Consider the following 26,326-nt stretch of genomic DNA (forward strand, 5'->3'; position numbering starts at 1 on the left):
TTGCGCGACGTTTTCGCGGTTCACTGAGCCTATGGGTAGGCCGGCGACGAGGAAATCAGTACGCACGCAGCGAAAGCGGCAAAGCATGTCCGCTGCCGGCGGTCTACGCGCACTCCAGAGCTTTTTCTTGACGGCTGAGGGGTAACTGGTGCATTTGCGGGGAAATGTTAACGCTAACACATCCTGTGGAAGCACATGACGTAAACAGCAAGGAAGCACAGTGCCGGACGCAGAACTCCCCATTGATGAGGCCACGGCTTGGCAATTGACGGATGGCACGCATCCCGCGCCGCAAGACTTGCTGGGAACCCGAAAATTTGGTCGCGCGACGTGGCTTACGGCGATTGATCCGGGTGCGGAGCGGCTAGAAGCGAGGATCGGCGCGAAGAGCTACCCATTAGAAAAGGTCGCTGGTGCGGTTTTCTGCGGCAAGGTTCCAGCGGGTCGGGCCTATCGCTTGGTCGGGCATAGCGGCGATCAGGTTTGGGAATATGAGGATGCCTACCGTTTCCCTGCAATGCTGGGCGACATGGATTTGCATCTGATCGGGGAAGGCACGCATCTGCGGCTTTGGGATGCCCTCGGCGCTCACGTCACCACGATTAAGAAAGTCGCAGGAACGCATTTTGCTGTTTGGGCACCCAATGCGCGGCAGGTTTCTGTCGTTGGGGATTTCAACCATTGGGACGGACGCCGCCACCCGATGCGCCCGCGTGGAAGCTCGGGCATCTGGGAGCTGTTCGTTCCCGGTGCTGGCGATGGGCAGAGCTATAAATACCAGATCACGAATTACGACGGGCACCTTCTGCCATTGAAGGCCGATCCGATGGGCTTTGGGGCGCAGCATCCGCCGGAAACCGCAAGCGTGATCCGAGATATCAGCGGATATGGCTGGCGCGATAGCGACTGGCTGGAGAAACGCGCCAAAACCAATGACCGCAACAGACCGGTTTCCATCTACGAAGTGCATCTTGGCAGCTGGAAGCGGCGCTGGGAGGATGGTGGACGCCCGCTCTCTTACAAGGAAGCCGCGCAAGAGCTGGTGGGGTACGCCAAAGATATGGGTTTTACCCATTTAGAGTTACTGCCGGTGTCGGAGTTCCCCTTCGATGGCAGCTGGGGCTATCAGCCGGTAGGCCTTTATGCGCCGACGACGCGCTTCGGGCCACCGCATGAATTCCGCGATTTGGTGGATGCCGCGCATCGGGCGGGGCTGGGAATCTTACTCGATTGGGTGCCGGGGCACTTCCCTTCCGATGTGCATGGGCTGGCGCAGTTTGACGGGTCGCATCTGTATGAGCATGCGGACCCGAAAGAGGGATTTCATCAGGACTGGAATACCCTGATCTACAATTATGGCCGCACCGAGGTCGCCAACTTCCTGATCGCTAATGCGGTGTACTGGCTGGAGGAATACCATATCGACGGGCTGCGCGTGGATGCGGTGGCCTCAATGCTCTACCGCGATTACAGCCGCGCCGTTGGCGAGTGGATCCCGAACGCGCATGGCGGGCGGGAGAACCTTGAAGCAATCGCGTTCCTCAAGCGGATGAACAGCGCCGCCTATGCCGCGCAAGCGGGCATTATGACGGTGGCGGAGGAATCAACGTCCTTTCCGATGGTTTCGGCCCCTGTGGATGCGGGTGGCTTGGGCTTTGGCTTTAAGTGGAACATGGGCTGGATGAACGACACGCTCGACTATATCCAGCGTGATCCGATCTACCGCCAGCATCACCATCACCAACTGACCTTCGGCTTACACTACGCCTTCAGCGAGAATTTCGTGCTGCCGATCAGCCATGACGAGGTCGTGCATGGCAAAGGCTCAATGCTGGAGAAGATGCCCGGGTCGGATTGGGAAAAGTTCGCCAACCTACGCGCCTACTACGCGTTCATGTGGGGGCATCCGGGGAAGAAACTGCTGTTCATGGGCTGCGAATTTGCCCAGCCCGAGGAATGGAACCACTCGGATGACCTGAACTGGGACGCCGCCGCAAGGCCACCGCATAAGGGCGTGCAAGACCTCGTGCGCGACCTGAACCGGATCTATGCCACGACGCCCGCGCTCTACCGGAAGGATTGCGAAGCGGATGGGTTCGAGTGGGTCGAAGCGAATGATGCCGCGCAATCGGTCTATGCCTTCCTGCGCTATGGCGACAAGGGCGATCCGCCGGTGTTGGTGCTGTGCAACTTTACGCCAGTGGAGCGGACGGGGATGCGTTTTGGCGTGCCCTACGCGGGCCACTGGGAGGAAATCCTAAACACGGATGCCGGAATTTACGGCGGGGGGAACCGTGGCAACATGGGCGGCGTGGACAGCACACATATGCCCGCGCACGGGAAGGCAAACTCGATTGAGGTGACGCTGCCGCCGCTGAGCGTGGTGATGTTCAAGGTGGCGCATAAAGGCGACTTGGGAGGACAAGGGAATGGTTGAAAATCGCAGGCTGACGAACCGGTCTATGGCGTTTGTGCTGGCGGGAGGGCGCGGCAGCCGGTTGAAGGAACTGACTGACAGGCGTGTGAAACCGGCAGTCTATTTTGGGGGAAAGACGCGGATCATCGATTTTGCGCTCTCAAACGCGATGAATTCGGGCATTCGGAAAATGGCGATTGCCACGCAATACAAGGCGCATAGCCTGATCCGGCATTGCCAGCGGGGGTGGAACTTCTTCCGTGCGGAGCGGAACGAATTTCTGGATATCCTGCCCGCCTCGCAGCGCAATGACGACCAGTCATGGTATCAGGGCACAGCAGACGCGGTCACGCAGAACATCGACATCGTGGACAGCTACGGGATTGATTATGTGATCATCCTCGCGGGCGATCATATCTACAAGATGGATTACGAGATCATGCTGCGCCAGCATGTGGAGACTGGCGCAGACGTGACCATTGGCTGCCTGACCGTGCCACGCATGGAGGCGACGGCCTTCGGCGTAATGGCGACAGATGCGAGTGGGCAAATCACGTCGTTCCTCGAAAAACCGGCCGACCCACCGGCGACGCCGGAAGACCCAACCAAGGCGCTGGCCTCGATGGGGATCTATGTTTTCAACTGGAAATTCCTGCGCGAGTTGCTGCTGAAGGATCGTGATGATCCGAATTCCAGCCATGATTTCGGCAATGATCTGATCCCCGAGATCGTGAAAAACGGAAAAGCGATGGCGCATCGCTTTGACGAAAGCTGCGTGCGCTCGGACGGCGCACCGGCATATTGGAAGGACGTAGGTACGGTGGACGCCTTTTGGGAGGCAAATATCGACCTGACCGATTTCACGCCGGAACTGAACCTGTGGGATCCGGAATGGCCGATCTGGACCTATTCGGAGAGCGTGCCGCCTGCGAAATTCATCCATGATGAAAAGGATCGGCGCGGGATGGCGATTTCATCGATGGTATCGGGCGGCTGCATCATCTCGGGGACGGAGGTGCGCAATTCGCTGTTGTTTACCGAGGTGCATACCAACTCCTATGCAGTGCTCGATCATGCGGTGGTGTTGCCGTATGTGACGGTCAATCGCCGTGCTCGGTTGCGTAAGGTTGTGATTGATCGTGGTGTTATCATTCCCGAAGGGCTGGTGGTCGGAGAAGATCCGGACGAAGATGCAAAGTGGTTCCGCGTGACCGAGAAAGGCACGACGCTTATCACGCAAGACATGCTCGACAGGAGAGCCGCCGAACGATGATCCGTGTCCTTTCCGTTGCTTCTGAATGCGCGCCGTTGATCAAAACAGGCGGTTTGGCCGATGTGGTGGGCGCCCTGCCCGCTGCAATCGCGGCGAACGGTGTCGAGATGCGTACGCTCTTGCCCGGGTATCCGGCGGTGCTGGAGGCCTTAGGGAAAACCAAGACGATCGCCAAATATGACGACCTGTTCGGGGGAACGGCGACGCTGATGGCCGCTAAAGTGGCGGGGCTTGACCTGTTGGCGGTCAAGGCGGCGCATCTTTATGAGCGGGTGGGCAATATCTATCTGGGGCCGGATGGCAAGGACTGGCCGGACAATCCCGAGCGCTTTGCCGCGCTGAGCAAGGTCGCGGCCGAGATCGGCCTGCAAGGTGCGGGCGGCTGGGTGCCTGATGTGCTGCACGGGCATGACTGGCAAGCCGGTTTGATGATGGAATACCTGCCCGACGAGGGGCGCCCCGCGACGGTGATGACGATCCATAACATCGCGTTTCACGGGCTTGCGGGCGCGGAGAAGATCGCGGACCTGCACCTAGACCCGCTTCGGTTCACGCCGGAGGGATACGAGTATTGGGGCAAGGTATCGGCGCTCAAAGCGGGGTTGATGCGCGCTGACCGTTTGACAACCGTTTCAAAGACTTATGCCGCAGAACTGATGCGCCCCGAGTTTGGCATGGGGCTGGACGGGGTGATGCGGTCACGGCGAGGCGTTCTGACAGGCATCCTCAACGGGATTGACGAGACAGCATGGAACCCCGAGACGGACCCGCTGATCGCGCCATACAAAACATTGAAGGGCAAAGCGGCCAATACCGCTGCATTGCGCGCCGAGATGGGCCTGCCGGAGGCAGAAGGGCCGCTGTGCGTGGTCGTCTCCCGCCTGACGGAACAGAAGGGGCTGGACCTTTTGCTGCAAGCCCTGCCGACACTGTTGGAACGTGGCGGGCAACTGGCGCTTTTGGGCAGTGGCGAGCCAAGCCTCGAAGCCGCATTCCGCGCGGCGACGCGCGATCCAAATGTCGCGGTACGGATCGGATATGACGAAGCGCTGTCGCACCGGATGATTGCAGGCGGCGACGCGATCCTTGTGCCGTCGCGCTTTGAGCCATGCGGGCTGACGCAGCTTTACGGGTTGCGCTACGGTACGGTGCCGCTTGTCGCCCTCACCGGCGGGCTGGCGGATACGGTGATCAATGCCTCGCCCGCAGCGATGGCGAAGGGGGTGGCAACTGGCGTTCAGTTCTCACCGATCACTGCTGAGGCATTGCGCGTGGCGCTGGATGACCTTTGCGACCTCTACGCGGAAAAGGCGCAGTGGCAGAAGCTCCAGCGCAATGCGATGAAACAGCCGGTCGGCTGGGACCGTTCCGCCGCTGCCTATGCGGCACTCTATGCGGAGGTTCTGGGCCGGTAATGGCTGGAAATCTGGCGATCACGGCTGGCCGACCCTACCCGCTTGGCGCGCGCTTCGATGGTGAGGGGGTGAATTTCGCGGTCTTTTCGGCGCATGCGACGCGGATCACGCTGTGCCTGTTCGATGACGAAGGGCGCGAGAACCTGCTGATTGATCTGCCGGAGCGGGATGGCGATATCTGGCATGGCTATGTCAGTGGCCTGCGCCCGGGGCAGCATTACGGCTACCGCGCACATGGCCCCTATCGGCCCGACGAGGGACATAGGTTCAACCCGCATAAGCTGTTGCTGGATCCCTACGCCAAGCAGATCTCTGGCCATCCTGAATGGCACCCTGCCCTGTTCGGGTACGATGCCACGGCTGAACATGGCGACCTGACCTTTTCGACCCGCGACTCGGCACCGTTTATGCCGCGCAGCGTGGTCGCGGATACCAGCTTTAGCTGGGGCCGCGAAACACCGCCCAATGTGCCGTGGTGCGATACGGTGATCTATGAAGCGCATGTGAAGGGGCTGACCGCCATGCGCAAAGACATCGACGCGCCCGGGAGCTTTCTGGCAATGGCGTCTGACCCGATCATCGAGCACCTGCTTGCCCTCGGGATCACGACGCTTGAACTGTTGCCAGTGCAAGCCTTCCTCAATGAGGGGTTCCTGATTGATAAGGGGCTGACGAATTACTGGGGGTACATGACCCACGGGTTCTTCGCGCCCGACCCGCGTTACCTTAAAGGGCAATCGCTGGCGGAGTTCCAGTTCATGGTTGCGCGCCTGCATGCGGCGGGGATCGAGGTTATCCTCGATGTGGTTTACAACCATACGTCCGAAGGCAACCAGATGGGGCCGACGCTCTCATTCCGCGGCTTGGATAATGCAAGCTATTATCGGCTGGCGGAATCCAAACGCTATTACATCGACGATACCGGCACCGGAAACACGCTGAACCTTGAGCATCCGATGGTTATGCGGATGGTGCTCGATTCACTGCGTTATTGGGTTGAGGAGATGCATGTTGACGGCTTCCGCTTCGACCTCGCGTCAACGTTGGGGCGGCGGCATGACGGGTTTGATCAGAATGCGCCTTTCCTCGCGGCAATCAGGCAAGACCCCGTGTTAAGCCGTGTGAAGCTGATCGCAGAGCCGTGGGACGTCGGCCCGGGCGGGTATCAACTGGGAGCCTTCCCGCCGCCATTTGCTGAGTGGAACGACAAATACCGCGATCAGATCAGGCGGTTCTGGCGCGGCGATACGGGCCATGTGCGGAAGCTGGCAACGCGCGTTTCAGGTTCGGCGCTGCGCTTCGACCATTCGGGACGGCCTGCGACCGCGTCGATCAACTTTTTGACCGCGCATGACGGTTTTACCCTCAGCGATCTCGTCAGCTACAATGAGAAGCATAACGAGGCCAATGGGGAGGCCAACCGCGACGGGCATAGCCACAACTACTCGGACAACTGCGGCACCGAGGGGCCGACCGACGACCCAGAGATTAACGCCCGCCGCGCCCGCCGCCGCCGCAACATGATGGCGACGCTACTGCTGAGCCAAGGCACGCCGATGATCCTTGCCGGTGACGAACTGGGCAACAGCCAAGGCGGCAACAACAATGCCTATTGTCAGGACAATGCGATCAGCTGGATTGATTGGTCGGCGGTTGATCACGAGTTTCTGGCCTTCTGCAAGCGGCTCATCGCCTTTCGCAAAGCGCACCCGATTTTGCGGCAGAAGCGCTTCCTGCATGCGCGGCCAAGGCTGGTGGACGGGCAACCGGATATGTTCTGGCGGCGGGCGGATGGAAGCCCGATGTCGGATGCCGATTGGAATGACCCTGCCTTGCGGCATTTGGCCGTTGAACTGCGCATGGCGTCTGGCACGCCGGAATATGCGCCACGGGAGGGCGCGTTGTTCGTGGTGTTCAACACCGGCCGCCGCTTTAACGTGACGCTGCCGGAGCCGGAAAAAGGGCATCATTGGGTGCGCCATCTCGACACCGCACGCCCTGATGCTGCACCAAAGCCAGCGCATGGGCGCAAGCGCATTCATACGAATTCTGTTGTGGTATTTGTTCAGGAGAAAGACAGAAGCTGATCTGTCTTGAGGGAGGGAACCAATGGAAAAACTCACGATTTCGACCCAGCCGATCGCAGGGCAAAAGCCGGGGACGAGTGGGTTGAGGAAAAAGACCAAGGTTTTCATGGGGCCGCATTTCCTCGAAAACTATGTGCAGGCGATCTTTGACGGGATCGGTGGCGTTGCGGGAGCGGTATTGGTTGTGGGGGGCGACGGGCGCTACTTCAACGACCGCGCCATTCAGGTGATCCTGCGGATGGCGGCGGCCAACGGGGCGGCGAAGGTTATCGTGGGCAAGGATGGCGTTCTGTCGACGCCCGCTGCATCACACCTGATCCGCAAGAACAAGACCGAAGGCGGCTTGATCCTTTCCGCCAGCCACAATCCGGGCGGCATCGACGCGGATTTCGGGCTGAAATACAACGGCCCGAACGGTGGGCCTGCGGCGGAAAACGTGACCGATAAGATCTATGCCGCGACGCAAACGCTGACCGAATACCGGATCATCGAATGCATGGACATCGTCATCGGGGCCATCGGAACGCAATCCTTAGGCGCGATGGCGATTGAGATCGTTGATCCGGTGACGGATTACGCCGCATTGATGGAGGAACTTTTCGACTTCGGCGCGATCCGCGCGCTGTTTGACAGCGGTTTCACGATGCGGTTCGACGCGATGCATGCGGTGACGGGACCATATGCCAAGGAAATCCTCGAAAATCGCCTTGGCGCGGCGGCGGGGACGGTGGTGAACGCAGTGCCCTTGCCCGACTTTGGGAACGGCCATCCAGACCCGAACCCGATCTGGGCGAAGGATTTGATGGACCTGATGATGGGGCCGGACGCGCCCGATTTTGGCGCGGCATCGGATGGCGATGGCGATCGAAACATGATCGTCGGACGTGGTGCATATGTGACGCCCTCGGACAGCCTCGCCGTGCTGACGGCCAATGCGCATCTGGCCCCCGCTTATAAGAAAGGCCTTGCCGGTGTCGCCCGTTCGATGCCGACTTCTGCCGCTGCCGACCGCGTGGCCGAGGCGATGGGCATTGCCCATTTCGAGACGCCGACCGGCTGGAAATTCTTTGGTAATCTGCTGGATGCGGGCCGCGCGACTCTTTGTGGCGAGGAAAGTGCTGGCACCGGCTCTGACCATGTGCGCGAGAAGGACGGGCTTTGGGCCGTTCTGTTGTGGCTCAATATCCTTGCGGAGAAGCGGATATCGGTCAGTGATATCCTCACCGCGCATTGGGCGACCTACGGGCGCAACTATTACTCGCGGCACGATTATGAGGCTGTCGCCTCTGATGCCGCGAACGGGTTGATGGACGCCTTGCGAACCGCCCTGCTCGATCTGGCGGGTAAATCGGTAGGCGAACTGACAGTGGCGATGGCGGACGAGTTCTCCTATCTCGATCCGGTTGATGGCTCGACATCCGCAGGACAAGGTATCCGCATCAGCTTTACCAATGGGGCGCGGGTTGTCTTTCGCCTGTCGGGAACCGGAACCGAGGGTGCGACGCTGCGGGTGTATCTTGAACAGTTGGAGCTTGACCCCGCGCAGATGAACCGCGACCCGCAAGAGGCATTGGCGCCGGTGATCGCCGCTGCCGACGAGCTTGCCGGGATAACGACGCGCACTGGTCGTGCAGCGCCTGACGTGATTTCCTAAGGCGCGATATGCAATGAGACGGGGGGCAGACCATCGATCTGCCCTTCGATCCAATCCCCTGCGACCACGGGGCCAACGCCTGCGGGTGTTCCGGTCATGATCAGATCACCCGGTTGGAGGTGATAGAGCGTCGAAAGATGCGAGATCACCTCTGGCACAGACCAGACCATCTCGGACAGCGATGCATCTTGCCGCGTTTCGCCATTGACCGAGAGGGTGATGCGACGGTCCGCGAGGGAACCGAATGAAGCCGCAGGGCAAAGGGGGGCCAGAACTGCCGATGCGGCAAAGTTCTTGGCCGTGTCCCACGGGCGGCGTTTTTCCTTCGCGGCGGCTTGCAGATCGCGGCGCGTCATATCAAGCCCCGCGCCGTAGCCGAAGACGTGATCCAGCGCGTTTTCGCGCGGGATATGCACGCCCGACGCGCCGATCGCAACGACGAGCTCCATCTCGTGATGCAGGTCGGATGTACCGAGCGGATAGGGAACAGATTCGCCCGTGCCAATAACGGCTTGCGCGGATTTCATGAAATAAAACGGCGCCTCGCGGTCAACCTCGTTGCCCATTTCGGCGGCATGTGCGGCGTAATTGCGGCCAACGCAGAAGATTCGACCCACCGGAAAGCGCGCCTCTTCGCCGAGGACGGCAAGCGCCGGATTTGGAGGAAGATCAAAGAGAAAAGTCATGGTATCCTCGCTATGCTTGGTGTGTTCATAGGCGCAGGACCGTTTGAAAGCCAGAGATGGGCCGAAATTGCACGAATTATCGCGCGGGCGGTGTTGACATCCTCGCTACACGACCCCATACATTAGGAAATCAAAATGTTTTAATGCGTAACGGCTCAGCCAGCGTAAAAGATGGAGAAAGAAATGGCAAAAATCACCCAGCGCCCCGATGTCAAAGCGTTCTTCGATCCGGCGACGAATACGATCAGCTATGTGGTCAAAGACCCCGACTCCAACGCCTGTGCGGTCATCGATTCCGTTATGGACATCGACTACGCAGCCGGTCGCATCACCTATGAAAACGCCGACGAGATCATCAAATACATTGAAGATAATGGCCTGAAGCTCGAGTGGCAGATCGAAACTCACGTCCACGCCGACCACCTCTCCGCTGCGCCGTACATTCAGGAAAAACTGGGTGGCAAGATCGGCGTTGGTGAGAACATCACTGTTGTGCAGGACGTTTTTGGCAAGGTGTTCAACGAAGGCACCGAGTTCCAGCGCGACGGATCGCAGTTCGACCGGCTCTTCAAGGAAGGCGACACTTACGAGATCGGCAATCTGAAGGCCTATGCCATCCACACCCCGGGCCACACGCCGGCTTGTATGACGCATGTGATCGGTGATGCAGCCTTTGTCGGTGACACACTATTCATGCCCGATGGCGGCTCCGCGCGCGCCGACTTCCCCGGTGGCGATGCGGGCATTCTCTTTGATAGCATCCAGCGCGTTCTGGCTCTGCCGGATGAAACGCGGCTTTTCATGTGCCATGACTACGGCCCGAACGGGCGCGACATCCAGTGGGAGACCACCGTGGCCGACGAAAAGGAACACAACATCCATGTGGGCGCCGGAAAGACAAAGGAAGAGTTTGTCAAATTCCGCACCGAGCGCGATGCGCAGCTCGCCATGCCGAAGTTGATCATTCCGTCTTTGCAGGTCAATATGCGTGCAGGTGAGATCCCGACCGATAAAGACGGACGCCCGATGCTGAAAGTGCCGGTGAACGGACTTTGATCGCGGTCCAAGGAGACATATGAAATGACCCTTACCCAACTCAGTGATCAAGTTTCGGTTTGCGGGCAGATTTCGGTTGCCGATGTGGCCGACATCGCGGCGCAAGGCTTCGGCACAGTGATCTGCAACCGCCCTGACGGTGAAGGCCCCGACCAAACGCCGTGGGCAGAGATCGAAGCGGCGTGCAAAGCGCAAGGCATGGTGGCGCATTACATTCCGATGTCACCGATGGGCCTTGCCGGCACCGAAGTGCCCGCTTTTGCTGAAGCGCTGAAAAGCGCGGAAGGCAAGGTCTTGGCCTATTGCCGCACCGGAAACCGCAGTTCGATTCTTTGGCAACAGGCGGTCAACACCGCCTAAGCCTGCCTCCCCCACTCTCGCCAGACAATCGGCTGGAAGCGTGCTTTCAGCCGACGCTCTCCCTTTTTCTCTCACCACCGGACGAACACAATGTTCAAGTCTTCCCTTGCCCGTTATCTGCCGATCCTTGATTGGGGCCGCAGCTACAATCGCGATGCCTTTTCCAACGATATGATTGCGGCGGTGATCGTGACGATCATGCTGGTGCCGCAGTCGTTGGCTTATGCGCTGTTGGCGGGATTGCCACCGGAAGCAGGGATTTATGCCTCGATCGTGCCAATCGTGCTTTACGCGATATTCGGTACCAGCCGAGCGCTGGCAGTAGGGCCTGTTGCGGTGGTTTCCTTGATGACCGCCGCCGCAATTGGCAACGTCGCTGAAAGCGGCACAATGGGCTATGCGATGGCGGCGCTGACGCTTGCGGCCTTATCTGGTGCGATTTTGCTGGTCATGGGCGTATTGCGGCTTGGGTTTCTTGCAAACTTTCTGTCGCATCCTGTCATCGCGGGTTTCATCACCGCCTCGGGTATCCTGATCGCGGCGAGCCAGTTGGGGCATATTCTGGGGATCAAAACCCACGGTCACACGCTACCGGAACTTCTGATGAGCCTTCTGCATGGGCTGGGTGAAATGAACCTCTATACGCTGGTCATTGGCGCGGGCGCGACGGGCTTCCTCTTTTGGGTGCGCAAAGGGCTGAAGCCGCTTTTGCGGGGGCTTGGCGTCTCCCCCAAATTGGCGGATGTGGCGACAAAAGCCGGACCGGTCGCAGCTGTGGTGGCAACCACTGTGGCTGTCTGGGGGTTTGGCCTTGCGGAGCGGGGTGTGAAGATCGTGGGCGACGTGCCGCAAAGCCTGCCGCCGCTGACGATGCCGGATTTCTCCCCCGATCTGATTTCGGCGCTCTTTGTGCCTGCGCTGCTGATTTCGATCATCGGGTTTGTGGAATCCATTTCCGTTGCGCAAACTCTGGCCGCCAAGAAGCGCCAGCGGATCACGCCGGATCAGGAATTGATCGGTTTGGGTGCGGCGAATATCGGTGCCGCGTTTACCGGCGGATTTCCGGTAACGGGTGGTTTCTCCCGTTCTGTGGTCAATTTCGACGCCGGTGCCGAAACCCCTGCGGCGGGTGCTTTTACGGCCGTTGGGTTGGCAATCGCCGCCGTTGCGCTGACGCCGCTGGTCTACTTCCTGCCGAAAGCCACGCTTGCGGCAACGATCATCGTGGCGGTGCTGAGCCTTGTCGATCTGGGCATTCTGAAGCGGGCTTGGGGCTATTCGAAGAAAGACTTCATGGCCGTTGCAACGACCATCGCTTTGACGCTTGGCTTTGGTGTCGAGATCGGCGTTTCGGCAGGGGTGATCCTGTCGATCCTGCTCTACCTTTACAAAACTTCGCGCCCGCATATCGCGGAGGTGGGGCTTGTTGAAGGGACGCAGCACTTCCGCAACATCAAGCGCCATGCTGTCCGCACGGAAGCCAGTCTGCTGACCATCCGCATCGACGAGAGCCTTTATTTCGCCAATGCGCGCTATCTTGAAGATCACCTCTACAATCGCGTCTTGCAGGATTGCCCTGTGCGCAATGTGGTGCTGATGTTCTCAGCGGTGAACGAGGTGGATATGTCTGCGCTCGAAAGCCTTGAGGCGATCAACACGCGGCTGGGCGAGATCGGGATCAAGCTGCACCTCTCAGAGGTGAAAGGCCCTGTAATGGACCGGCTGAAGCGCTCGCATTTCCTTGACGAACTAACGGGCGAAGTGTTCCTCTCGCAATATGATGCGATGGCTGCGCTAACCGAAATCCTGCCAGATAGTGGCAAGCGCCCGTCGCTCACGGCTGCGTGAGGGTTGATCAAGATCAAATTAGGGTTCGGCTTTCGCGACTAACCTACCTGCATGGGAAAAGGAGATTGACGTGAAACAGCTTTGGATACCAATTGCCGCCCTGTTGATGCCAAAGGTCGCGCTGGCTGACCCTGACGGCACATATGGCACACATATGCACGGCTATGGAGGCTGGTTCATGGGGCCGTTCGTGTGGCTCCTCGTAATCGCCGCGATCCTGTGTTGTGCCTATGTCATCTTCCGCCCGAGCATGGGACGGCCCGAGGAAAAGGGGCCGACGGCGCTCGACGAGTTGGACTTGCGGCTGGCGCGAGGGGAGATCGACCCCGAGGATTATGAGGCGCGGCGGAAGCTCCTTTCAAAAAGCTGACCGCCACGCCGTTTTGCTAGAGCTGGGCTACAGCGGCCAAGCCGCGCGCGCGCGCAACCCGCGCGGCGACCTGCGCAACGGCGAGATCCTGCAAACCGACGCCGGTGCCGTCAAACAGGGTGATTTCCGCGTCTGTCTGACGGCCTGCGTTGGTGCCGTTGATGACATGGCCGATAGGCGTGATCTCCTCCGCTGAGATCATGCCTGCCTGAACCGCATGCTGTGCCTCACCCAGGGTGATGCTTTGGGCGACCTCGTCGGTAAAGACGGTCGCGCGGGCGAGAAGTGCCGGATCGACCTCTTGCTTGCCGACCGTATCAGTCCCCATGCAGGCGATATGGGTGCCGGGCTTGATCCAATCCGCCATCAAAAGCGGCTCGAAAGCGGAGGTGATGGTGATGATCACGTCAGCCTGTGCGCCCAACTCCTCACGCGTGACCGCCTCGAACGGCAGGCCAAGCTCTTCGGCCACGGCGCCAAGCTTGGGCAGCATGTCAGGATGCGGATTCCATGCGACGACCTTTTCAAAATCGCGCTGCTCGGCAGCCGCGCGCAGCTGGAAGGTGGATTGATGCCCTGCCCCGACCATGCCCAGAACGCGCGCGTCCTTGCGGGCCAGATGGTCGATGGAGACAGCAGAGGACGCCGCTGTGCGCACGGCGGTGAGGTAATTGCCGCCCACAAGCGCGGAAAGCTGGCCTGTGTCGGGGTCAAAGAGGAAAACCGTGGACTGGTGATTGGTCAGGCCCCTTGCCATATTCCCCGGCCAGTAGCCGCCGGATTTGACGCCCAGCGCCATGCCTGCGCGATCAAAGCCCGACTTGAAGCCATAGAGCGCATCTGCATGGCCCAGTGCCTCGCGCACTACGGGGAAGTTCCATGCGTCCCCCTGCGACATGGCGGCGAAGACGTTCTCCACCGCTGCGAAAGCGTCAGAGCGGCTGACGACCTGCTGGCAGATGTCCTCTCCTACAATCAAGATCTCGGGCATTAGTAGGCCTTTCCACGCGCGGAGACGGGCCAGAGCGTCTCGACCTTGTCGCCGCGCAGGCCGACATACCAATCATGCACATTGCAGGTGGGGTCACAGTGACCGGGGACGAGCTTGAGCTTGTCGTTCACCTTCAGCACGCCGTTCAAGTCTTCGACGACGCCATGTTCATCGGAGCATTTGATGTATTTCACATCTGTACGCCCGTAGATGACCGGCAGGCCGCTATCGACGGATTGCGCTTTCAGCCCCGCATCGACGATGGCTTTCTCGGCCTTGGCGTGGCTCATGACGCTGGTGAGGATAAAGAGCGCGTTCTCCCACTCGCCATCGTCGATCCGGTTGCCCTTTTCATCGAGGATGCGCCCGTAATCCGCATCCATGAAGGCGTAGGAGCCGCATTGCAGCTCGTTATAAACGCCCGAAGTTCCTTCGAAATAGTAGGAGCCAGTGCCGCCGCCACCGACGATGTCACATTCCAGCCCGACAGCGGCGAGGCCGTTCACCGCGTCGCGGACCATCTCGACGGCAATCTCGATCTTGGCTTTGCGGTCGGCGTAGCTGTCGAGGTGCTGCATGGCGCCTTGATAGGCTTGGATGCCGGCGAACTTCAGCCCTTCGGCAGCGTCAATCGCCTGTGCAATCTCAACGACATCAGCGGTGCGCGTCACACCGCAGCGGCCTGCGCCGCAGTCGATCTCGACGAGGCATTCGATCTCGGTTCCGTGGCGCCGGGCAGCGGCGGAAAGATCGCCGACATTCGCCAGATCATCGACACAGCAGATCGTGCGCGCGCCGAGCTTGGGCAGACGGGCAAGGCGGTCGATCTTGGCCGGATCGCGCACCTGATTGGAGACGAGCACATCCTTGATGCCGCCACGGGCAAAGACCTCGGCCTCGCTGACTTTCTGGCAGCAGACGCCGCAGGAACCGCCAAGCTCCTCCTGAAGCAGCGCCATATCGACGGACTTGTGCATCTTGCCATGCACGCGATGACGGACGCCATGCGCTTTGGCCCAATCGCCCATCTTCATGATGTTGCGCTCCAGCGCATCGAGATCAAGCACGAGGCAAGGTGTTTGAATGTCAGCCGCATCCATGCCCGGCAGGGCGGGAACATCGTAGCCGACTTCAAGATCGGAAAAATCAGTGGTATCTTTCATGGGTCTTCCTCCTAGCCTTTGATCCAAGGCAGTTTGTCCAGATCGACGTTGCCGCCGGTGATGACCACGCCAACGCGCTTGCCGCGATAGGCGTCAGGGTTTTTGAGAATAACGGCGAGCGGGACCGCGCAGCTGGGCTCCATAACGATCCGCAGGTATTTCCAAGTGATCTTCATGGCGTCGATGATCTCCTGCTCGCTGGCCGTCTGAATGTCGGTCACATAGCGGGAGACGAAGTGCCATGTGTTTTCCTTGAGCGGCACTTTCAGCCCGTCGGCGATGGTTTCGGGGGCGTCATCGGCGATGATATGGCCCGCTTTGAACGAGCGGAAGGCGTCATCGGCCTGTTCCGGCTCAGCGGCGTAAATTGCCGTATCAGGCGCGAGGTTTGAAAGCGTCAGGCAGGTACCGGAGATCATACCGCCACCGCCAATGGGAGCGACAACGGCATCAAGGCCGCCGGTTTGTTCCAGAAGCTCTGCCGAACAGGTGGCCTGCCCCGCGATCACGCGCGGGTCGTTATAGGGGTGAACGAACTCACCGCCTGTGCGCGCCTGCACTTCGGCAAAGACGGCCTCGCGCGATGTGGTGGAGGGCTCGCATTCGGTTATCGTGCCACCGAAGCGGCGCACGGCGTCCTTCTTGGCTTGTGGCGCGGTGCGGGGCATGACCACATTACAGGGAATACCCCGCCGACCGGCGGCATAGCTGAGCGAGAGCGCGTGGTTGCCGGAGGAATGGGTGCAGACCCCCTTTGCGGCGGCGGCATCGCTGAGGCCAAAGACCGCGTTACACGCGCCGCGCACCTTGAAGGCGCCTGCTTCCTGAAAGTTCTCACATTTGAAGAACAACTGCGCGCCGGTGAGGTCGTCAAGGTATTGCGACCGTAGAACCGGCGTGCGGTTGATATACGGTTCGATACGCTCGTGCGCGGCGCGCATATCGTCGATGGTCAGCGTCTCGGCTGGGGTGTTGATGTCGAGCATGTTGTGTCCTCAAGCAGCGGATTGGGCTGGCAGCGTGTGCGCCGTGCGGAAATGTTCCTGTGAGGCGGCGACGCCGGTACCAAGGCGGATCGGATAGCCCAGATCGGCCATCGCCATTTCGATTGTTGCCAGACCGGAAAGCACCATCGGCTCGGTCAGGCTGCCAAGATGGCCGATGCGGAAGGCTTTGCCGTTCATCTCGCCCAAGCCGATGCCGAAGGACACCCCGTAGCGGTGGAAGGCGTGATCGGTGAGCGCGTTACTGTCTAATCCATCGGGAACATAGATCGCGCTGACCGTATCGGAATAGAGATCGGGCATTTCAGCCACGAGGCGCAAGCCCCATGCGCGCACCGCTTGGCGGACGCCTTCGGCCAGATGGGTGTGGCGGGCGTAGACGTTTTCCAAGCCTTCCTCTTCGAGCATCGCGAGGCTTTCGCGCAGGCCGTAGATCAGCTGCAAGGGCGGCGTATAGGGGAAGCCGCCGGTGGCGTTTGCCTTCATCATGTCGCGGAAATCGAAAAATGTGCGGTGTAATTTCGCGCTTTCCATCGCGGCGAGCGCCTTGGGGCTGACCGCGAGAATGGCCATGCCGGTGGCAAGCATGAAGCCCTTTTGACTGCCGGAGACACAGATATCGACGCCCCATGCATCCATCTCGAAAGGCATGGAGGCCAGCGACGACACCGCATCGACGAGCAGAAGCGCAGGGTGGCCTGCGGCATCCATCGCGGCGCGGACGGCGGCGATGTCGGATTTCACGCCGGTGGCGGTTTCGTTATGGGTGACGAGGACGGCCTTGATCGCTTGTGCTTTGTCAGCGGTCAGGCGCTCCTCGAAACGCGCGGCGGGCGCGCCCTGCCCCCACGGAGTTTCGATCACTTCGACATCCAGCCCGTGACGCTGGCAGAGATCGATCCAACGGTGCGAGAACATACCATACCGCGCGATGAGCACCTTATCGCCGGGAGAGAGCGTGTTGCTGATTGCCGCTTCCCATCCGCCCGTTCCGCTGGCCGGAAAGGTGATGACGGTGCCGTCGGTGGTTCCGAAGACGGCCTTCGATTTCTCCAGAACCGGCGCGAAAGTTTCAACGAAATCCGGTGCGCGGTGATCTTGGGTCTGGACCATCATCGCGCGGCGCAGACGATCGGGGATGTTGGTCGGGCCGGGAATGAATACAGGGTTCTGATCGGACATGGTGTGGTCCTCCTTTGCCCTGATCATCCGCGAGTCCGAGGTATTTCGCAATTTTTTCAAAATTATTTTTCAAAAATGAGATTTTCTTTACAAACATCTGTTTTATATTATATTTTTTATTTTCAAGGTGAACGGTATACATTGGTATGAAATATTTTTTCATTTTGCAGGTGCAGAAATGACGACCCAAGCGCGGCGCGGGCGCGGACGCCCGAAATCCAGTTTCAAAGAAACAACTGCCCCAACGATGCAGGTTCTGGATCGGGCGTTGACGGTGCTTGACGCACTGGCAAACGGGGGCGCGACGACGCTGACGGTACTCTCTGAGGAGTGTGACATCCCCACGGCAACAACGCACCGGATTTTGAGCACCTTGCAACAACGTGGCTATGCGGCGTTCGACGACATAACGCAGGAATGGGCCATCGGTATTGCTGCCTATCGGACGGGAACCGCCTATCTGAACCGGACAACGCTTTTGGATGTTTCGCGCCCCGTGATGCGGCGGTTGATGGAGGAAACGGGCGAAACCGCGAACCTTGCCGTGCGGGATGGCATGACGGTGGTGTTCATCGGGCAGGTAGAAGCAACCCATCCGATCCGCGCTTTTTTCAACCCGGGCACACGCACCGCGATGCATGCATCCGGCACCGGCAAGGCCATTCTGGCGGCCCTGCCACCAACAACCATAGACGCATTGCTGGCACAGACCACACTTGAGCCGTTTACCGAACGGACCCTCGCGACCCCTGCTGCGCTCGCCAATGACCTCGCCCGCACGAGGGAGCGTGGATGGTCATTTGACCGCGAAGAGCGCCATGCGGGTATGTCCTGCATCGGCGCAGCGATTCAAAACGCGGCGGGCGAAGTGATTGCGGGTGTGTCGATCTCGGGGCCATCAAGCCGCTTTACCGATGACCGGATCACTCTGTTTGGGGCAATCGTGCAGCAAGCGGCGGCAGAAATCACCGAAGCGCTCGGCGGCAAGGGCAATGAAGCCTAACAAACGCAGCGCCTAAACTATTGCCATTGGGTGGAAATTCCGACTTTTATAAGGTTCGGGGCAGCGCTGGAGGGGCGATCATGGCGCATGATGTGGTGATTTTGGGGGTGTTCGCGGGAGACGCGACCTTTAAAGCAGCGCGCTTGCCGGTCTTGGGAGAAACACTGCTTGGCGACGGGTTCTCGCTCGGCCCTGGCGGAAAAGGCTCCAATCAAGCGATTGCCGCCGCAAAGGCTGGCGCCGACACGGCCTTCATCACCCGCCTCGGGGATGATGCGTTTGCCGCGCTCGCCTATGAGACATGGAAGACAGCAGGCGTGACGCCCTTGGTGCGCACAATGCCCGATGAGGCCACGGGAGCGGCGTTCATCTTCTTGGAGCAAGGCACCGGCCAGAACGCGATCATCGTCTGCCCTGGTGCAGCGACGGGTATCGCAGCGGATGACATGGACGCGCAGGCTGAAGCGATCAGCGGCGCGAAGGTCTTTGTCGCGCAACTGGAACAGCCGTTGGAAGCCGCGCAACGTGGATTGGAGATCGCTCGGGCGGCGGGTGTGACCACGATCCTGAACCCAGCCCCCGCACGCGCCCTACCGGACGACGTGCTGAAACTTTGCGATCTGTTGACCCCGAATGAATCCGAGACGGAGATTTTGACCGGTCTGCCGGTCCGCACCATTGAGGAAGCAGAAACCGCTGCGCGTGCTTTGCAGGCGCGTGGGCCTAAGAACATCATCCTGACATTGGGGGAAAACGGTGCGCTCTGGTATGACGGGGACCACATGCGGATGATCGAGCCAATGCACGCGGGAGACACTGTAGACACAACCGGCGCAGGCGATGCCTTCAACGGTGGTCTGGCAACAGCATTGGCCGAGGGGCGCCCGCTTGACGATAGCCTGCAATTCGCCACCGCTGTCGCGGCAATTTCTGTCACCCGACGGGGCGCGGGACAAGCGATGCCTTCTCGCGCGGAGGTTGAAGCGTTACTGGCCAAAAAAGGCCTATAAAACGGCGAATGGGGATGACAGGAATGGCTCCCCTTGATAGGGGAAAGGTCGATAACGAGCGGACCTTTTCATGACCAAAAAAATTCGCAAAGCGGTATTTCCTGTGGCGGGGTTGGGAACTCGGTTCCTGCCTGCAACGAAAGCCATGCCGAAAGAACTCCTGCCTATCGTCGACAAGCCGATCATTCAATATGCGGTGGAAGAGGCGATCGCGGCGGGCATTACTGATCTGATCTTCGTCACCGGCCGCACAAAGAGGGCCATCGAGGATCATTTTGATGCCAATCTGGAACTTGAAAGCGCCCTAAGCGCCAAGGGCAAAGACGATCTGCGGGAAATGGTGCGCAATATCGTTCCTGAAGGGGTGAATTGCATCTTCATCCGGCAGGCGGAGGCATTGGGTCTGGGTCATGCGGTGCTGTGCGCCGAACCGGTCGTGGGTAATGAGCCTTTTGCGGTATTGCTGGCAGATGACCTGATCCGTGGTGAAACCCTGCCGACACAGGCGCTCGTGACGGCCTATGAAAAGATACCTGCGACGACGCTCTCCGTTACGCGGGTACCAAAGGACGAGGTGGACAAATACGGCATCGTTGCGCCCGACGGAACGGTCAATGGTGGCATTGTGCCGGTGGCTGGCATCATTGAAAAGCCGCCTGTTGCGTCCGCGCCATCCGATCTGGCGTCGATCGGGCGGTACGTTCTGGAGCCGGAGATCTTTGACATTTTGCGCAACCAGCCGCCGGGGCATGGGGGCGAAATCCAACTGGCAGACGCGATCAACACGCGCGCCAATGCAGGCAAGGTTCAGGCCGTTGCGCTCACTGGCGACCGTTATGACTGCGGATCGAAATTCGGCTATTTGCAAGCGATTGTTGATTTCGCGCTCGATGACCCCAATTTTGGCGCAGATTTCCGACGGTTCATTGCTGCGCGCGCGCAAGGACTGGCCGCTGAATGACGGCCACACGCGGAAATGTCCTCGTCACCGGCGGGGCCGGCTATATCGGTTCCCATGCGTGCAAGGCACTGGCGGCCGCTGGGTTTACGCCGATAGCGTTCGACAACCTATCGACGGGCTGGCCGCAGGCGGTGCAGTTCGGCCCGCTTGAGATCGGTGATCTCATGGATCGGGCGCGGCTGGACACGGTTTTTGCCACACACCAGCCTATTGCCGTCATGCACTTCGCAGCGCTGTCGCTTGTGGGCGAGTCGATGGAGAAACCCGGAAAATACTGGCGCGAGAACGTCACCGGCGCGCTGAACCTCATCGAAGCGGCGCTGGCCAGCGGCTGCAAGGAGTTCATCTTCAGCTCCACGTGCGCCACCTTTGGCGACCATGACGGCGTGACGCTGACCGAGGATACCGCGCAATATCCGATCAATGCCTATGGCGGCTCGAAAAAGGCGATTGAGGAAATCCTCAAGGACTTTGCGGCGAGCGACGGGCTGAACCATGTAATCTTCCGTTATTTCAACGTGGCAGGCGCCGATCCGGAAGGGCAGATCGGCGAATTGCACGAGCCTGAAACCCATCTCATCCCCATTGTGATAGATGCCGCGCGGGGAAAGCGGGACTCGGTTGCGATCTATGGAGACGACTACGCAACGCCGGACGGAACCTGCATTCGCGACTACGTTCATGTGATGGATCTGGTTGATGCTCATCTGGCAGGGCTGGAATGGCGGCTGGCCGGGTGGGAGAACCGCGCGTTCAATCTCGGGACGGGACATGGCTATTCAGTGCGGGAGGTGATCGATACGGTCAAGCGCGTGACCAATGTGCCGTTTACCGTTAACAACGCGGCGCGACGGGCGGGGGATGCCGCTTTTCTGGTCTCCGGCTCTGAACGGGCCTTGAACGAGCTGGGCTGGAGCCCGAAACGCTCAGCGCTTGAAACGATCGTGCGCGATGCGCATCGCTGGCACCTCTCCGGCATTGCCGAGACATGGGCGGCGCAAGGGCGTGCTCCAGCAAAACGCTAGGCGCTAGTCGTTATCGGTGGTTCCAGCGCCAGCGCCTTTGGCGCGGCTTTCCTCTGTTGCAGGCGCATAGGTGCGGGCCGCAAATGCGTTTAGTTGTTCATAGGTATCGTAGGAAACGGCGCAACGGCTTGCCTGTTCTGACAAATCAACAAGGCTCGGGTCGTCACTTGGCGTAATCTTGACGTGGTCACTGTTTGACACACGGCGGCGCAGCCCTGACCAAGCGATATCGCCGTTGGGCCGCGCTGCCGCAGTAAAACCGAACCAAGAAAGGGTCAACGGTCGGCCGAGCGTTTGGGCCGCTCGCGCGACCGCGGGCAGGAGCAATAAGGGCCACTGAATGGGACCAATATCAATCTGACTGTCAAAAATCGCCGGTCGGTCAGCAATTGCGCGGGCAGTGGTGATCGGGCATAACATCCCGTCTTCGGCAGGTTGGATGCGTTGGCCAAAGAGATTGGGCGGCAGGGGTGCTTTTCCGTCTGGTGCCTCGTTATCGATCAACAGGGCCGCAAGCACGCCTGCGGCAGAAAATCCGTGGTGCTCCAGCCAACGGATATCGCGCGCCGCTTCGTCTGCGACACCCCAGCTGAACCCTGCGCCCCGAGCCGCCTTGCGGGCGAGCGCTTCGATCTCACCAAGGGACAGGTCCATCTACTGCTTTCCAATCGTCGGATAAGACCAATCATCGGCGGCAAGTTGATCACGCTCCCACGGCATCGGCGCGTTCTGGAACATGTTGATCCGCAACCAACGGTCCGAACGCGGATCGAAATGTTGAGCACCAAAAAAGGCCAGTTTTGCCCGCAACAGATCAATCGGCATCATCTCTTGGCTGATCGTGTTGTCACGGATTTCTGCATATGGATGGGAGGCTAAAAGCTGTACGCGGCGCACGGCATGGCGGTGTTCCGGACGGCGCAGCAGTATATCGGCGACGGGCTCGTCAGGCGCATGTTTTCGCAGTTCCCGATACAGAGCCGCGACATCTCGCCCCGGCGCCAAAGGTTGTTCGTAGTCAGCGATATCTTCTTCGAACCGCTCGCCGAGGCGGGGTTCGAGCTTTTCTTCAGAGACGTACCACGCGCGGGCTGTTTCGGATCTTTTGTCCCAATCAACGTTCAGTGCCCAGTCGTAGCGGGACTCGATCAAATGACAGATCTGGGACACCCGCATCCGGCCGTCGATCTCGGCGACCGCGCTTTCATCGGCGGCCATTGAATCGGCCAGCGGATCAACCAAGGCTGGATAAGGCTCCAACATCAGGGAAACGAGGAGTTCCTGCCCTTCGAGGCTGAGGTTCTCGCACCCCCAGTTATAGAGCCGGTCCCAAGGCCCAAAATTCCAGATATTCGCATCGTCGATCACCTCAACGATTTTTTCAACGTTGAGGCGCAAATCCGAAAGCTTAGCGAGCTGATAATCGCTCGTGGTGAACCAATCGGCAACGTTCAGCGCGGCACGCGCGACAAGATCGCGAAAGCGGGCGGCTTCGTCCGTGCTTGCATTTTCGAGGCGACGGACACGGGCCAATGCTTCCTCGCGCGCGGCGATCCAGTTGTTCAGAAGAGCTGGATGGTTGATCAAGAACGGGGCCATGCCAAGGCCCGTTGAATTGCCTATACCGAGCCGGCGGCGCAACTCCGGCGCAAGGGGCACGGCCGTATCAGGCGCGCGAACGCGGGCCAGATGTTCGACCAGATCACCGACGAACACCCGCGTGAGATAGACGGACATCATTTCGACCTGGAAAGGCGCAACAAACTCGGGGCGGTTAGCGATCTGCGTACGATCTGCGGCACCGAACTTGCCGGAGCCATAAACCGCCGTCGTGCGCATCAGGTAGCCGATGGAGGTCACCATTTCAGTATCTGGCTGGCGGCCGGCGGCCAGATGGCCAACCACATGCTCCCATAGGCGCACCGAGCGGTTCGCACGGGAGAGGCTCAGTTCTTTTTCGGAAATTCGGCCCGCTTCTTGTTTTGGGACGTTCTGTGACAAACGTTTTATGTCTTCGGCGGTGGGAACCCCGTCAAACAGGGTAAACGTGGCGTCCCAAGCGGTGGCGATCACGCGATCGGAGCGTTGTTCGGCGGGCAAATCATGCGCAAAGGCGATGAGCGAGTAACTATGCGCGGGGCCATGCAGGGTGTAGACAGCGTGACCTTCGCCCTTGCCATTGATCTCGAACGCGCCGCGCTCGAAACGCCAGTTCTCAGCGACGATGCGGCGCAGAAGAATCCGCATGAAGGACAAACGATGCTGGTGGATAGACCCAAGCCGCGCGAGGGTCATTACCTCGGACGGGTCGCGCATACCGACGATCTCACGAACGTTGTCTCTCGCCAGATTGTTCATCACTTAGCTCCAAAGTTCTCATCAAAGAAGCGTAGCCAGTTTTCGCCCATAATCGCCGCAACTTCGGTTGCATCGAAGCCTGCTGCGGCAAGGCCTTGTTCGATACTGCCGAAATCGCGGTTATCTTTGAACCAGTCGGGCATCGGCGGAAAGCCAGGCGCGCTGGCCGAACCTTCGCCGTAGTCAATCTCCTTGGTCCAGCGACCGACTCGCATCCATTCAACGACAGTATCAGGCTGATCCTGACAAAGGTCGGAGCCGATGCCTAGATGCTTCACACCGAATTTATCGGCCGCATCCGCAACCATCTGGCAAAAGCTCGCCAGCGTGCAGGCGCTCTTGTCTTTCAAATGGTGCGGGTAAAGCGAAAAGCCGATCATACCGCCGTTTTGCGTCACCGCGCGGATGACGTCGTCTTTCTTGTTGCGCAGCGCGGGGTGCCAGCTGTGGGGGTTGGCATGGGTGATCGCGATGGGACGCTCCGAGATGTCCGCTGCCTCGATGGTCGAACGGTCTGCCGAGTGGGACATGTCGATGACGAGCCCTACCCTGTTCATCTCTTTGATCACCTGCTTGCCCATACGGGTGATGCCGGGGTCTTCGGCCTCGTAGCAGCCTGTGGCGAGGAGCGACTGGTTGTTGTAGCTCAGCTGCATGAACCGCGCGCCGAGGGTGTGGAGGATCTCCACCAACCCGATATCATCCTCTATCGGGCTTGGGTTCTGAAACCCGAAAATGATTGCCGTGCGGCCATCCTGCTTTGCCTGCCGCACATCCGCGCCGGTGCGGGCTTGGCAGATTAGATCGGGGTATTGCTCGAACCAGCGGTTCCATTGCTCCATATTGAGCACGGTTTCGCGGAAGTTCTCGTGATAGGCGATGGTCACATGCACCGCATCGACGGCCCCTTCGCGCATCTGGCGGAAGATCTTCTCGGACCAGTTGGCATATTGCAGGCAATCGATGCGGTGGGCGCTCATTCCGGTGTCCCCGCGCTGATATAGGCGGTTTTGACCGTGGTATAGAACTCTGCCGCGTAGCTGCCCTGTTCGCGCGCGCCGTAGCTGCTTTCACCGCGCCCACCGAAGGGGACGTGATAATCGGTGCCTGCGGTGGGCAAGTTCACGGTGACGACGCCGGTGCGGGCGTTGCGGCGAAAATGCGTGGCGCGCGCGAGGCTTTGAGTGACGATCCCGGAGGTGAGGCCGAACCGGGTATCGTTGACGACGCTCAGTGCCTCGTCATAGCTGCCGACCTTGATAACAGAGGTCAGCGGCGCGAACATTTCCTCGCGGTTGATCTCCATCTGGTTGGTGGTGTTGAGGAACACGCCGGGCGACATGTAATAGCCTTCGGTGTCGCGGTTCAGCCGTTCGCCGCCGCAGGCGAGTTCGGCGCCTTCGCTGCGGCCCTTTTCGACCCAAGCGAGGTTTTCATTAAGTTGCCCTTCGCTGACCACTGGACCGATCTGCGTGCCGTCTTTAAGCGCGTGATCGACGACCATCGCCTGTGCGCCTGCGACGAGTTTATCGACGAAAGCATCATGGATGCCCTCATGAACCACGAGCCGCGAGGACGCGGTGCATTTCTGCCCTGTGCCGCCAAAGGCACCGCCCAAGGCAAGGGCAACTGCGAGATCGAGATCGGCATCATCCATCACGGCGAGCGCGTTCTTTGACCCCATCTCCATCTGCACTTTCGTCAGGTTCTGGATGGCGGCGGCGGCGATGCCTTTGCCCACCGGCACCGAACCGGTGAAGGAAATGGCGTTCACGCCCGTGCTTTCGACAAGGCGCTGACCGACCGAACCACCCGACCCCATCACGAGATTGAAAAGTCCCTTTGGGATGTCCTGACGGGAGATGATCTCGGTCAGGGCATGGGCCGATGCGGGGGTGAGGTTGGCCGGTTTCCAGATCACAGCGTTACCAAACGCCAGTGCGGGCGCGATCTTCCAGCTCGCGGTGGCGGTGGGGAAGTTCCAAGGGCTGATCACAGCGACGACGCCCACCGGCTCGCGGCGCACGTCGATCTCGACGCCCGGGCGAACGCTGTCTGCCGTATCACCGATCTGGCGGAGCACTTCGGCCGCGTAATAGGTGAAGAACTGACCGGCGCGGAACACCTCGCCCTTGCCTTCGGCAAAGGGTTTTCCCTCTTCGCGGCTGAGAAGCGTACCCAGTTCCTCGGCCCGCGCCATCAGCTCGTTACCAATCGCCATCAGGACGTTTTGCTTACGCTCCAGCGGATAGGCGGCCCATTCGCGCTGGGCGGCATGAGCGGCATCCAGCGCGGAGTCCAACTGCGCGGCGCTGGCCTGCGCAAAATGACCGATCAAATCGGATAAATCAGAGGGGTTCCGGTTCTCGATTGCGGCATCACCCGCCACCCAGTCACCAGCGATGTAGTTCTTAAATTCTTGCGCCATATTGCCTTTCCCATTGCGTTGGAGCGACCCTATCGC

At 59.8% G+C, this 26,326-nt stretch carries 22 protein-coding genes; 13 read left to right on the forward strand and 9 right to left on the reverse strand.

Translation table 11 applies throughout. The features are described 5' to 3' along the window. Positions 1-220 precede the first annotated feature (220 nt). From glgB to AB1E42_RS10470, 5 genes are read left to right on the forward strand one after another with little or no spacing between them, the layout of a single operon-like run. Entirely contained in the window at positions 221-2,437 is a 2,217-nt protein-coding gene (glgB, locus tag AB1E42_RS10450; RefSeq protein WP_368344184.1) for a 1,4-alpha-glucan branching protein GlgB, read from the forward strand. Beyond that, positions 2,430-3,689, forward strand: coding sequence for a glucose-1-phosphate adenylyltransferase (glgC, locus tag AB1E42_RS10455; protein ID WP_368344185.1), 1,260 nt, complete (start codon positions 2,430-2,432; stop codon positions 3,687-3,689). Before glgB ends, glgC begins: the two co-directional genes overlap by 8 nt. Next, positions 3,686-5,104, forward strand: a complete 1,419-nt coding sequence (gene glgA, locus AB1E42_RS10460) for a glycogen synthase GlgA (RefSeq protein ID WP_368344186.1) — start codon at positions 3,686-3,688, stop codon at positions 5,102-5,104. The genes glgC and glgA overlap by 4 nt, the downstream gene beginning before the upstream one ends. Continuing rightward, positions 5,104-7,191 carry a glycogen debranching protein GlgX gene (glgX, locus tag AB1E42_RS10465; protein WP_368344187.1) on the forward strand — a complete coding sequence of 696 codons (2,088 nt, stop codon included), beginning with the start codon at positions 5,104-5,106 and terminating at the stop codon, positions 7,189-7,191. Before glgA ends, glgX begins: the two co-directional genes overlap by 1 nt. Before the next feature lie 22 nt (positions 7,192-7,213). Then, positions 7,214-8,845, forward strand: a complete 1,632-nt coding sequence (locus tag AB1E42_RS10470; RefSeq protein WP_368344188.1) for an alpha-D-glucose phosphate-specific phosphoglucomutase — start codon at positions 7,214-7,216, stop codon at positions 8,843-8,845. On the opposite strand, the gene AB1E42_RS10475 is transcribed toward AB1E42_RS10470, so the two are convergent. Then, positions 8,842-9,531, reverse strand: a complete 690-nt coding sequence (locus AB1E42_RS10475; RefSeq protein WP_368344189.1) for a fumarylacetoacetate hydrolase family protein — start codon at positions 9,529-9,531, stop codon at positions 8,842-8,844. The genes AB1E42_RS10470 and AB1E42_RS10475 overlap by 4 nt on opposite strands. A gap of 183 nt (positions 9,532-9,714) precedes the next feature. On the opposite strand from AB1E42_RS10475, the gene AB1E42_RS10480 reads away from it, so the two are divergent. The 4 genes from AB1E42_RS10480 (at position 9,715) to AB1E42_RS10495 (ending at position 13,165) form a co-directional block, all read left to right on the forward strand. Continuing rightward, entirely contained in the window at positions 9,715-10,587 is an 873-nt protein-coding gene (locus AB1E42_RS10480) for an MBL fold metallo-hydrolase (RefSeq protein WP_368344190.1), read from the forward strand. A gap of 24 nt (positions 10,588-10,611) precedes the next feature. Further along, positions 10,612-10,947 (forward strand): TIGR01244 family sulfur transferase, encoded by a 336-nt coding sequence (locus tag AB1E42_RS10485; protein ID WP_368344191.1) that lies wholly within the window; start codon positions 10,612-10,614, stop codon positions 10,945-10,947. A gap of 90 nt (positions 10,948-11,037) precedes the next feature. Next, entirely contained in the window at positions 11,038-12,795 is a 1,758-nt protein-coding gene (locus AB1E42_RS10490) for a SulP family inorganic anion transporter (RefSeq protein ID WP_368344192.1), read from the forward strand. Between the two features lie 70 nt (positions 12,796-12,865). Then, positions 12,866-13,165 (forward strand): SHOCT domain-containing protein, encoded by a 300-nt coding sequence (locus tag AB1E42_RS10495; RefSeq protein ID WP_368344193.1) that lies wholly within the window; start codon positions 12,866-12,868, stop codon positions 13,163-13,165. A 16-nt stretch (positions 13,166-13,181) separates the two neighbouring features. Here the strand turns inward: AB1E42_RS10495 and bhcD are convergent, their stop codons facing one another. The 4 genes from bhcD to bhcA are packed head-to-tail and all read right to left on the reverse strand — an operon-like array spanning position 13,182 to position 17,505. Beyond that, complete coding sequence (bhcD, locus tag AB1E42_RS10500) at positions 13,182-14,156, reverse strand: iminosuccinate reductase BhcD (protein ID WP_368344194.1); 975 nt, start codon at positions 14,154-14,156, stop codon at positions 13,182-13,184. After that, positions 14,156-15,319, reverse strand: a complete 1,164-nt coding sequence (gene bhcC / locus AB1E42_RS10505; protein ID WP_368344195.1) for a 3-hydroxy-D-aspartate aldolase BhcC — start codon at positions 15,317-15,319, stop codon at positions 14,156-14,158. The genes bhcD and bhcC overlap by 1 nt, the downstream gene beginning before the upstream one ends. Positions 15,320-15,330: 11 nt before the next feature. Further along, a complete protein-coding gene (bhcB, locus tag AB1E42_RS10510) occupies positions 15,331-16,305 on the reverse strand; it encodes a beta-hydroxyaspartate dehydratase BhcB (protein ID WP_368344196.1) in 975 nt (324 codons plus the stop codon). Between the two features lie 9 nt (positions 16,306-16,314). After that, on the reverse strand, positions 16,315-17,505 hold the full coding sequence (gene bhcA / locus AB1E42_RS10515) for an L-aspartate--glyoxylate aminotransferase BhcA (protein ID WP_368344197.1): 1,191 nt from the start codon (positions 17,503-17,505) through the stop codon (positions 16,315-16,317). 178 nt (positions 17,506-17,683) lie between these two features. On the opposite strand from bhcA, the gene AB1E42_RS10520 reads away from it, so the two are divergent. The 4 genes from AB1E42_RS10520 (at position 17,684) to galE (ending at position 21,504) form a co-directional block, all read left to right on the forward strand. Further along, complete coding sequence (locus tag AB1E42_RS10520; RefSeq protein WP_368344198.1) at positions 17,684-18,508, forward strand: IclR family transcriptional regulator; 825 nt, start codon at positions 17,684-17,686, stop codon at positions 18,506-18,508. Between the two features lie 80 nt (positions 18,509-18,588). Further along, positions 18,589-19,518 (forward strand): ribokinase, encoded by a 930-nt coding sequence (gene rbsK / locus AB1E42_RS10525; RefSeq protein WP_368344199.1) that lies wholly within the window; start codon positions 18,589-18,591, stop codon positions 19,516-19,518. Positions 19,519-19,588: 70 nt separating this feature from the next. Next, positions 19,589-20,479, forward strand: a complete 891-nt coding sequence (gene galU, locus AB1E42_RS10530) for a UTP--glucose-1-phosphate uridylyltransferase GalU (RefSeq protein WP_368344200.1) — start codon at positions 19,589-19,591, stop codon at positions 20,477-20,479. Beyond that, complete coding sequence (gene galE, locus AB1E42_RS10535; protein ID WP_368344201.1) at positions 20,476-21,504, forward strand: UDP-glucose 4-epimerase GalE; 1,029 nt, start codon at positions 20,476-20,478, stop codon at positions 21,502-21,504. The genes galU and galE overlap by 4 nt, the downstream gene beginning before the upstream one ends. 3 nt (positions 21,505-21,507) lie before the next feature. Here galE and AB1E42_RS10540 read toward each other — a convergent pair whose 3' ends face one another. The 4 genes from AB1E42_RS10540 to AB1E42_RS10555 are packed head-to-tail and all read right to left on the reverse strand — an operon-like array spanning position 21,508 to position 26,290. After that, positions 21,508-22,158 carry a DUF3726 domain-containing protein gene (locus tag AB1E42_RS10540; protein WP_368344202.1) on the reverse strand — a complete coding sequence of 217 codons (651 nt, stop codon included), beginning with the start codon at positions 22,156-22,158 and terminating at the stop codon, positions 21,508-21,510. Next, a complete protein-coding gene (locus tag AB1E42_RS10545; RefSeq protein WP_368344203.1) occupies positions 22,159-23,862 on the reverse strand; it encodes a hypothetical protein in 1,704 nt (567 codons plus the stop codon). Beyond that, complete coding sequence (locus tag AB1E42_RS10550) at positions 23,862-24,842, reverse strand: membrane dipeptidase (RefSeq protein ID WP_368344204.1); 981 nt, start codon at positions 24,840-24,842, stop codon at positions 23,862-23,864. The genes AB1E42_RS10545 and AB1E42_RS10550 overlap by 1 nt, the downstream gene beginning before the upstream one ends. Continuing rightward, positions 24,839-26,290: an aldehyde dehydrogenase family protein gene (locus tag AB1E42_RS10555; protein ID WP_368344205.1), complete on the reverse strand. Its 1,452-nt coding sequence runs from the start codon at positions 26,288-26,290 to the stop codon at positions 24,839-24,841. Before AB1E42_RS10555 ends, AB1E42_RS10550 begins: the two co-directional genes overlap by 4 nt. Positions 26,291-26,326 lie beyond the last annotated feature (36 nt).

The organism is Pelagovum sp. HNIBRBA483 (assembly GCF_040931995.1).
GTDB lineage: Bacteria > Pseudomonadota > Alphaproteobacteria > Rhodobacterales > Rhodobacteraceae > JAEPMR01.

Excerpts from the sequence above, each read along its gene's own strand:
- AB1E42_RS10520 (WP_368344198.1), top strand. The coding sequence starts at position 17,684 with ATGACGACCCAAGCGCGGCGCGGGCGCGGACGCCCGAAATCCAGTTTC.
- glgA (WP_368344186.1), top strand. The coding sequence starts at position 3,686 with ATGATCCGTGTCCTTTCCGTTGCTTCTGAATGCGCGCCGTTGATCAAA.
- bhcA (WP_368344197.1), bottom strand. The coding sequence starts at position 17,505 with ATGTCCGATCAGAACCCTGTATTCATTCCCGGCCCGACCAACATCCCC.
- AB1E42_RS10470 (WP_368344188.1), top strand. The coding sequence starts at position 7,214 with ATGGAAAAACTCACGATTTCGACCCAGCCGATCGCAGGGCAAAAGCCG.
- rbsK (WP_368344199.1), top strand. The coding sequence starts at position 18,589 with ATGGCGCATGATGTGGTGATTTTGGGGGTGTTCGCGGGAGACGCGACC.
- AB1E42_RS10480 (WP_368344190.1), top strand. The coding sequence starts at position 9,715 with ATGGCAAAAATCACCCAGCGCCCCGATGTCAAAGCGTTCTTCGATCCG.
- AB1E42_RS10475 (WP_368344189.1), bottom strand. The coding sequence starts at position 9,531 with ATGACTTTTCTCTTTGATCTTCCTCCAAATCCGGCGCTTGCCGTCCTC.
- AB1E42_RS10550 (WP_368344204.1), bottom strand. The coding sequence starts at position 24,842 with ATGAGCGCCCACCGCATCGATTGCCTGCAATATGCCAACTGGTCCGAG.
- glgC (WP_368344185.1), top strand. The coding sequence starts at position 2,430 with ATGGTTGAAAATCGCAGGCTGACGAACCGGTCTATGGCGTTTGTGCTG.
- bhcC (WP_368344195.1), bottom strand. The coding sequence starts at position 15,319 with ATGAAAGATACCACTGATTTTTCCGATCTTGAAGTCGGCTACGATGTT.
- AB1E42_RS10485 (WP_368344191.1), top strand. The coding sequence starts at position 10,612 with ATGACCCTTACCCAACTCAGTGATCAAGTTTCGGTTTGCGGGCAGATT.
- AB1E42_RS10540 (WP_368344202.1), bottom strand. The coding sequence starts at position 22,158 with ATGGACCTGTCCCTTGGTGAGATCGAAGCGCTCGCCCGCAAGGCGGCT.
- AB1E42_RS10555 (WP_368344205.1), bottom strand. The coding sequence starts at position 26,290 with ATGGCGCAAGAATTTAAGAACTACATCGCTGGTGACTGGGTGGCGGGT.
- bhcB (WP_368344196.1), bottom strand. The coding sequence starts at position 16,305 with ATGCTCGACATCAACACCCCAGCCGAGACGCTGACCATCGACGATATG.
- galE (WP_368344201.1), top strand. The coding sequence starts at position 20,476 with ATGACGGCCACACGCGGAAATGTCCTCGTCACCGGCGGGGCCGGCTAT.
- AB1E42_RS10545 (WP_368344203.1), bottom strand. The coding sequence starts at position 23,862 with ATGAACAATCTGGCGAGAGACAACGTTCGTGAGATCGTCGGTATGCGC.
- glgX (WP_368344187.1), top strand. The coding sequence starts at position 5,104 with ATGGCTGGAAATCTGGCGATCACGGCTGGCCGACCCTACCCGCTTGGC.
- galU (WP_368344200.1), top strand. The coding sequence starts at position 19,589 with ATGACCAAAAAAATTCGCAAAGCGGTATTTCCTGTGGCGGGGTTGGGA.
- AB1E42_RS10490 (WP_368344192.1), top strand. The coding sequence starts at position 11,038 with ATGTTCAAGTCTTCCCTTGCCCGTTATCTGCCGATCCTTGATTGGGGC.
- bhcD (WP_368344194.1), bottom strand. The coding sequence starts at position 14,156 with ATGCCCGAGATCTTGATTGTAGGAGAGGACATCTGCCAGCAGGTCGTC.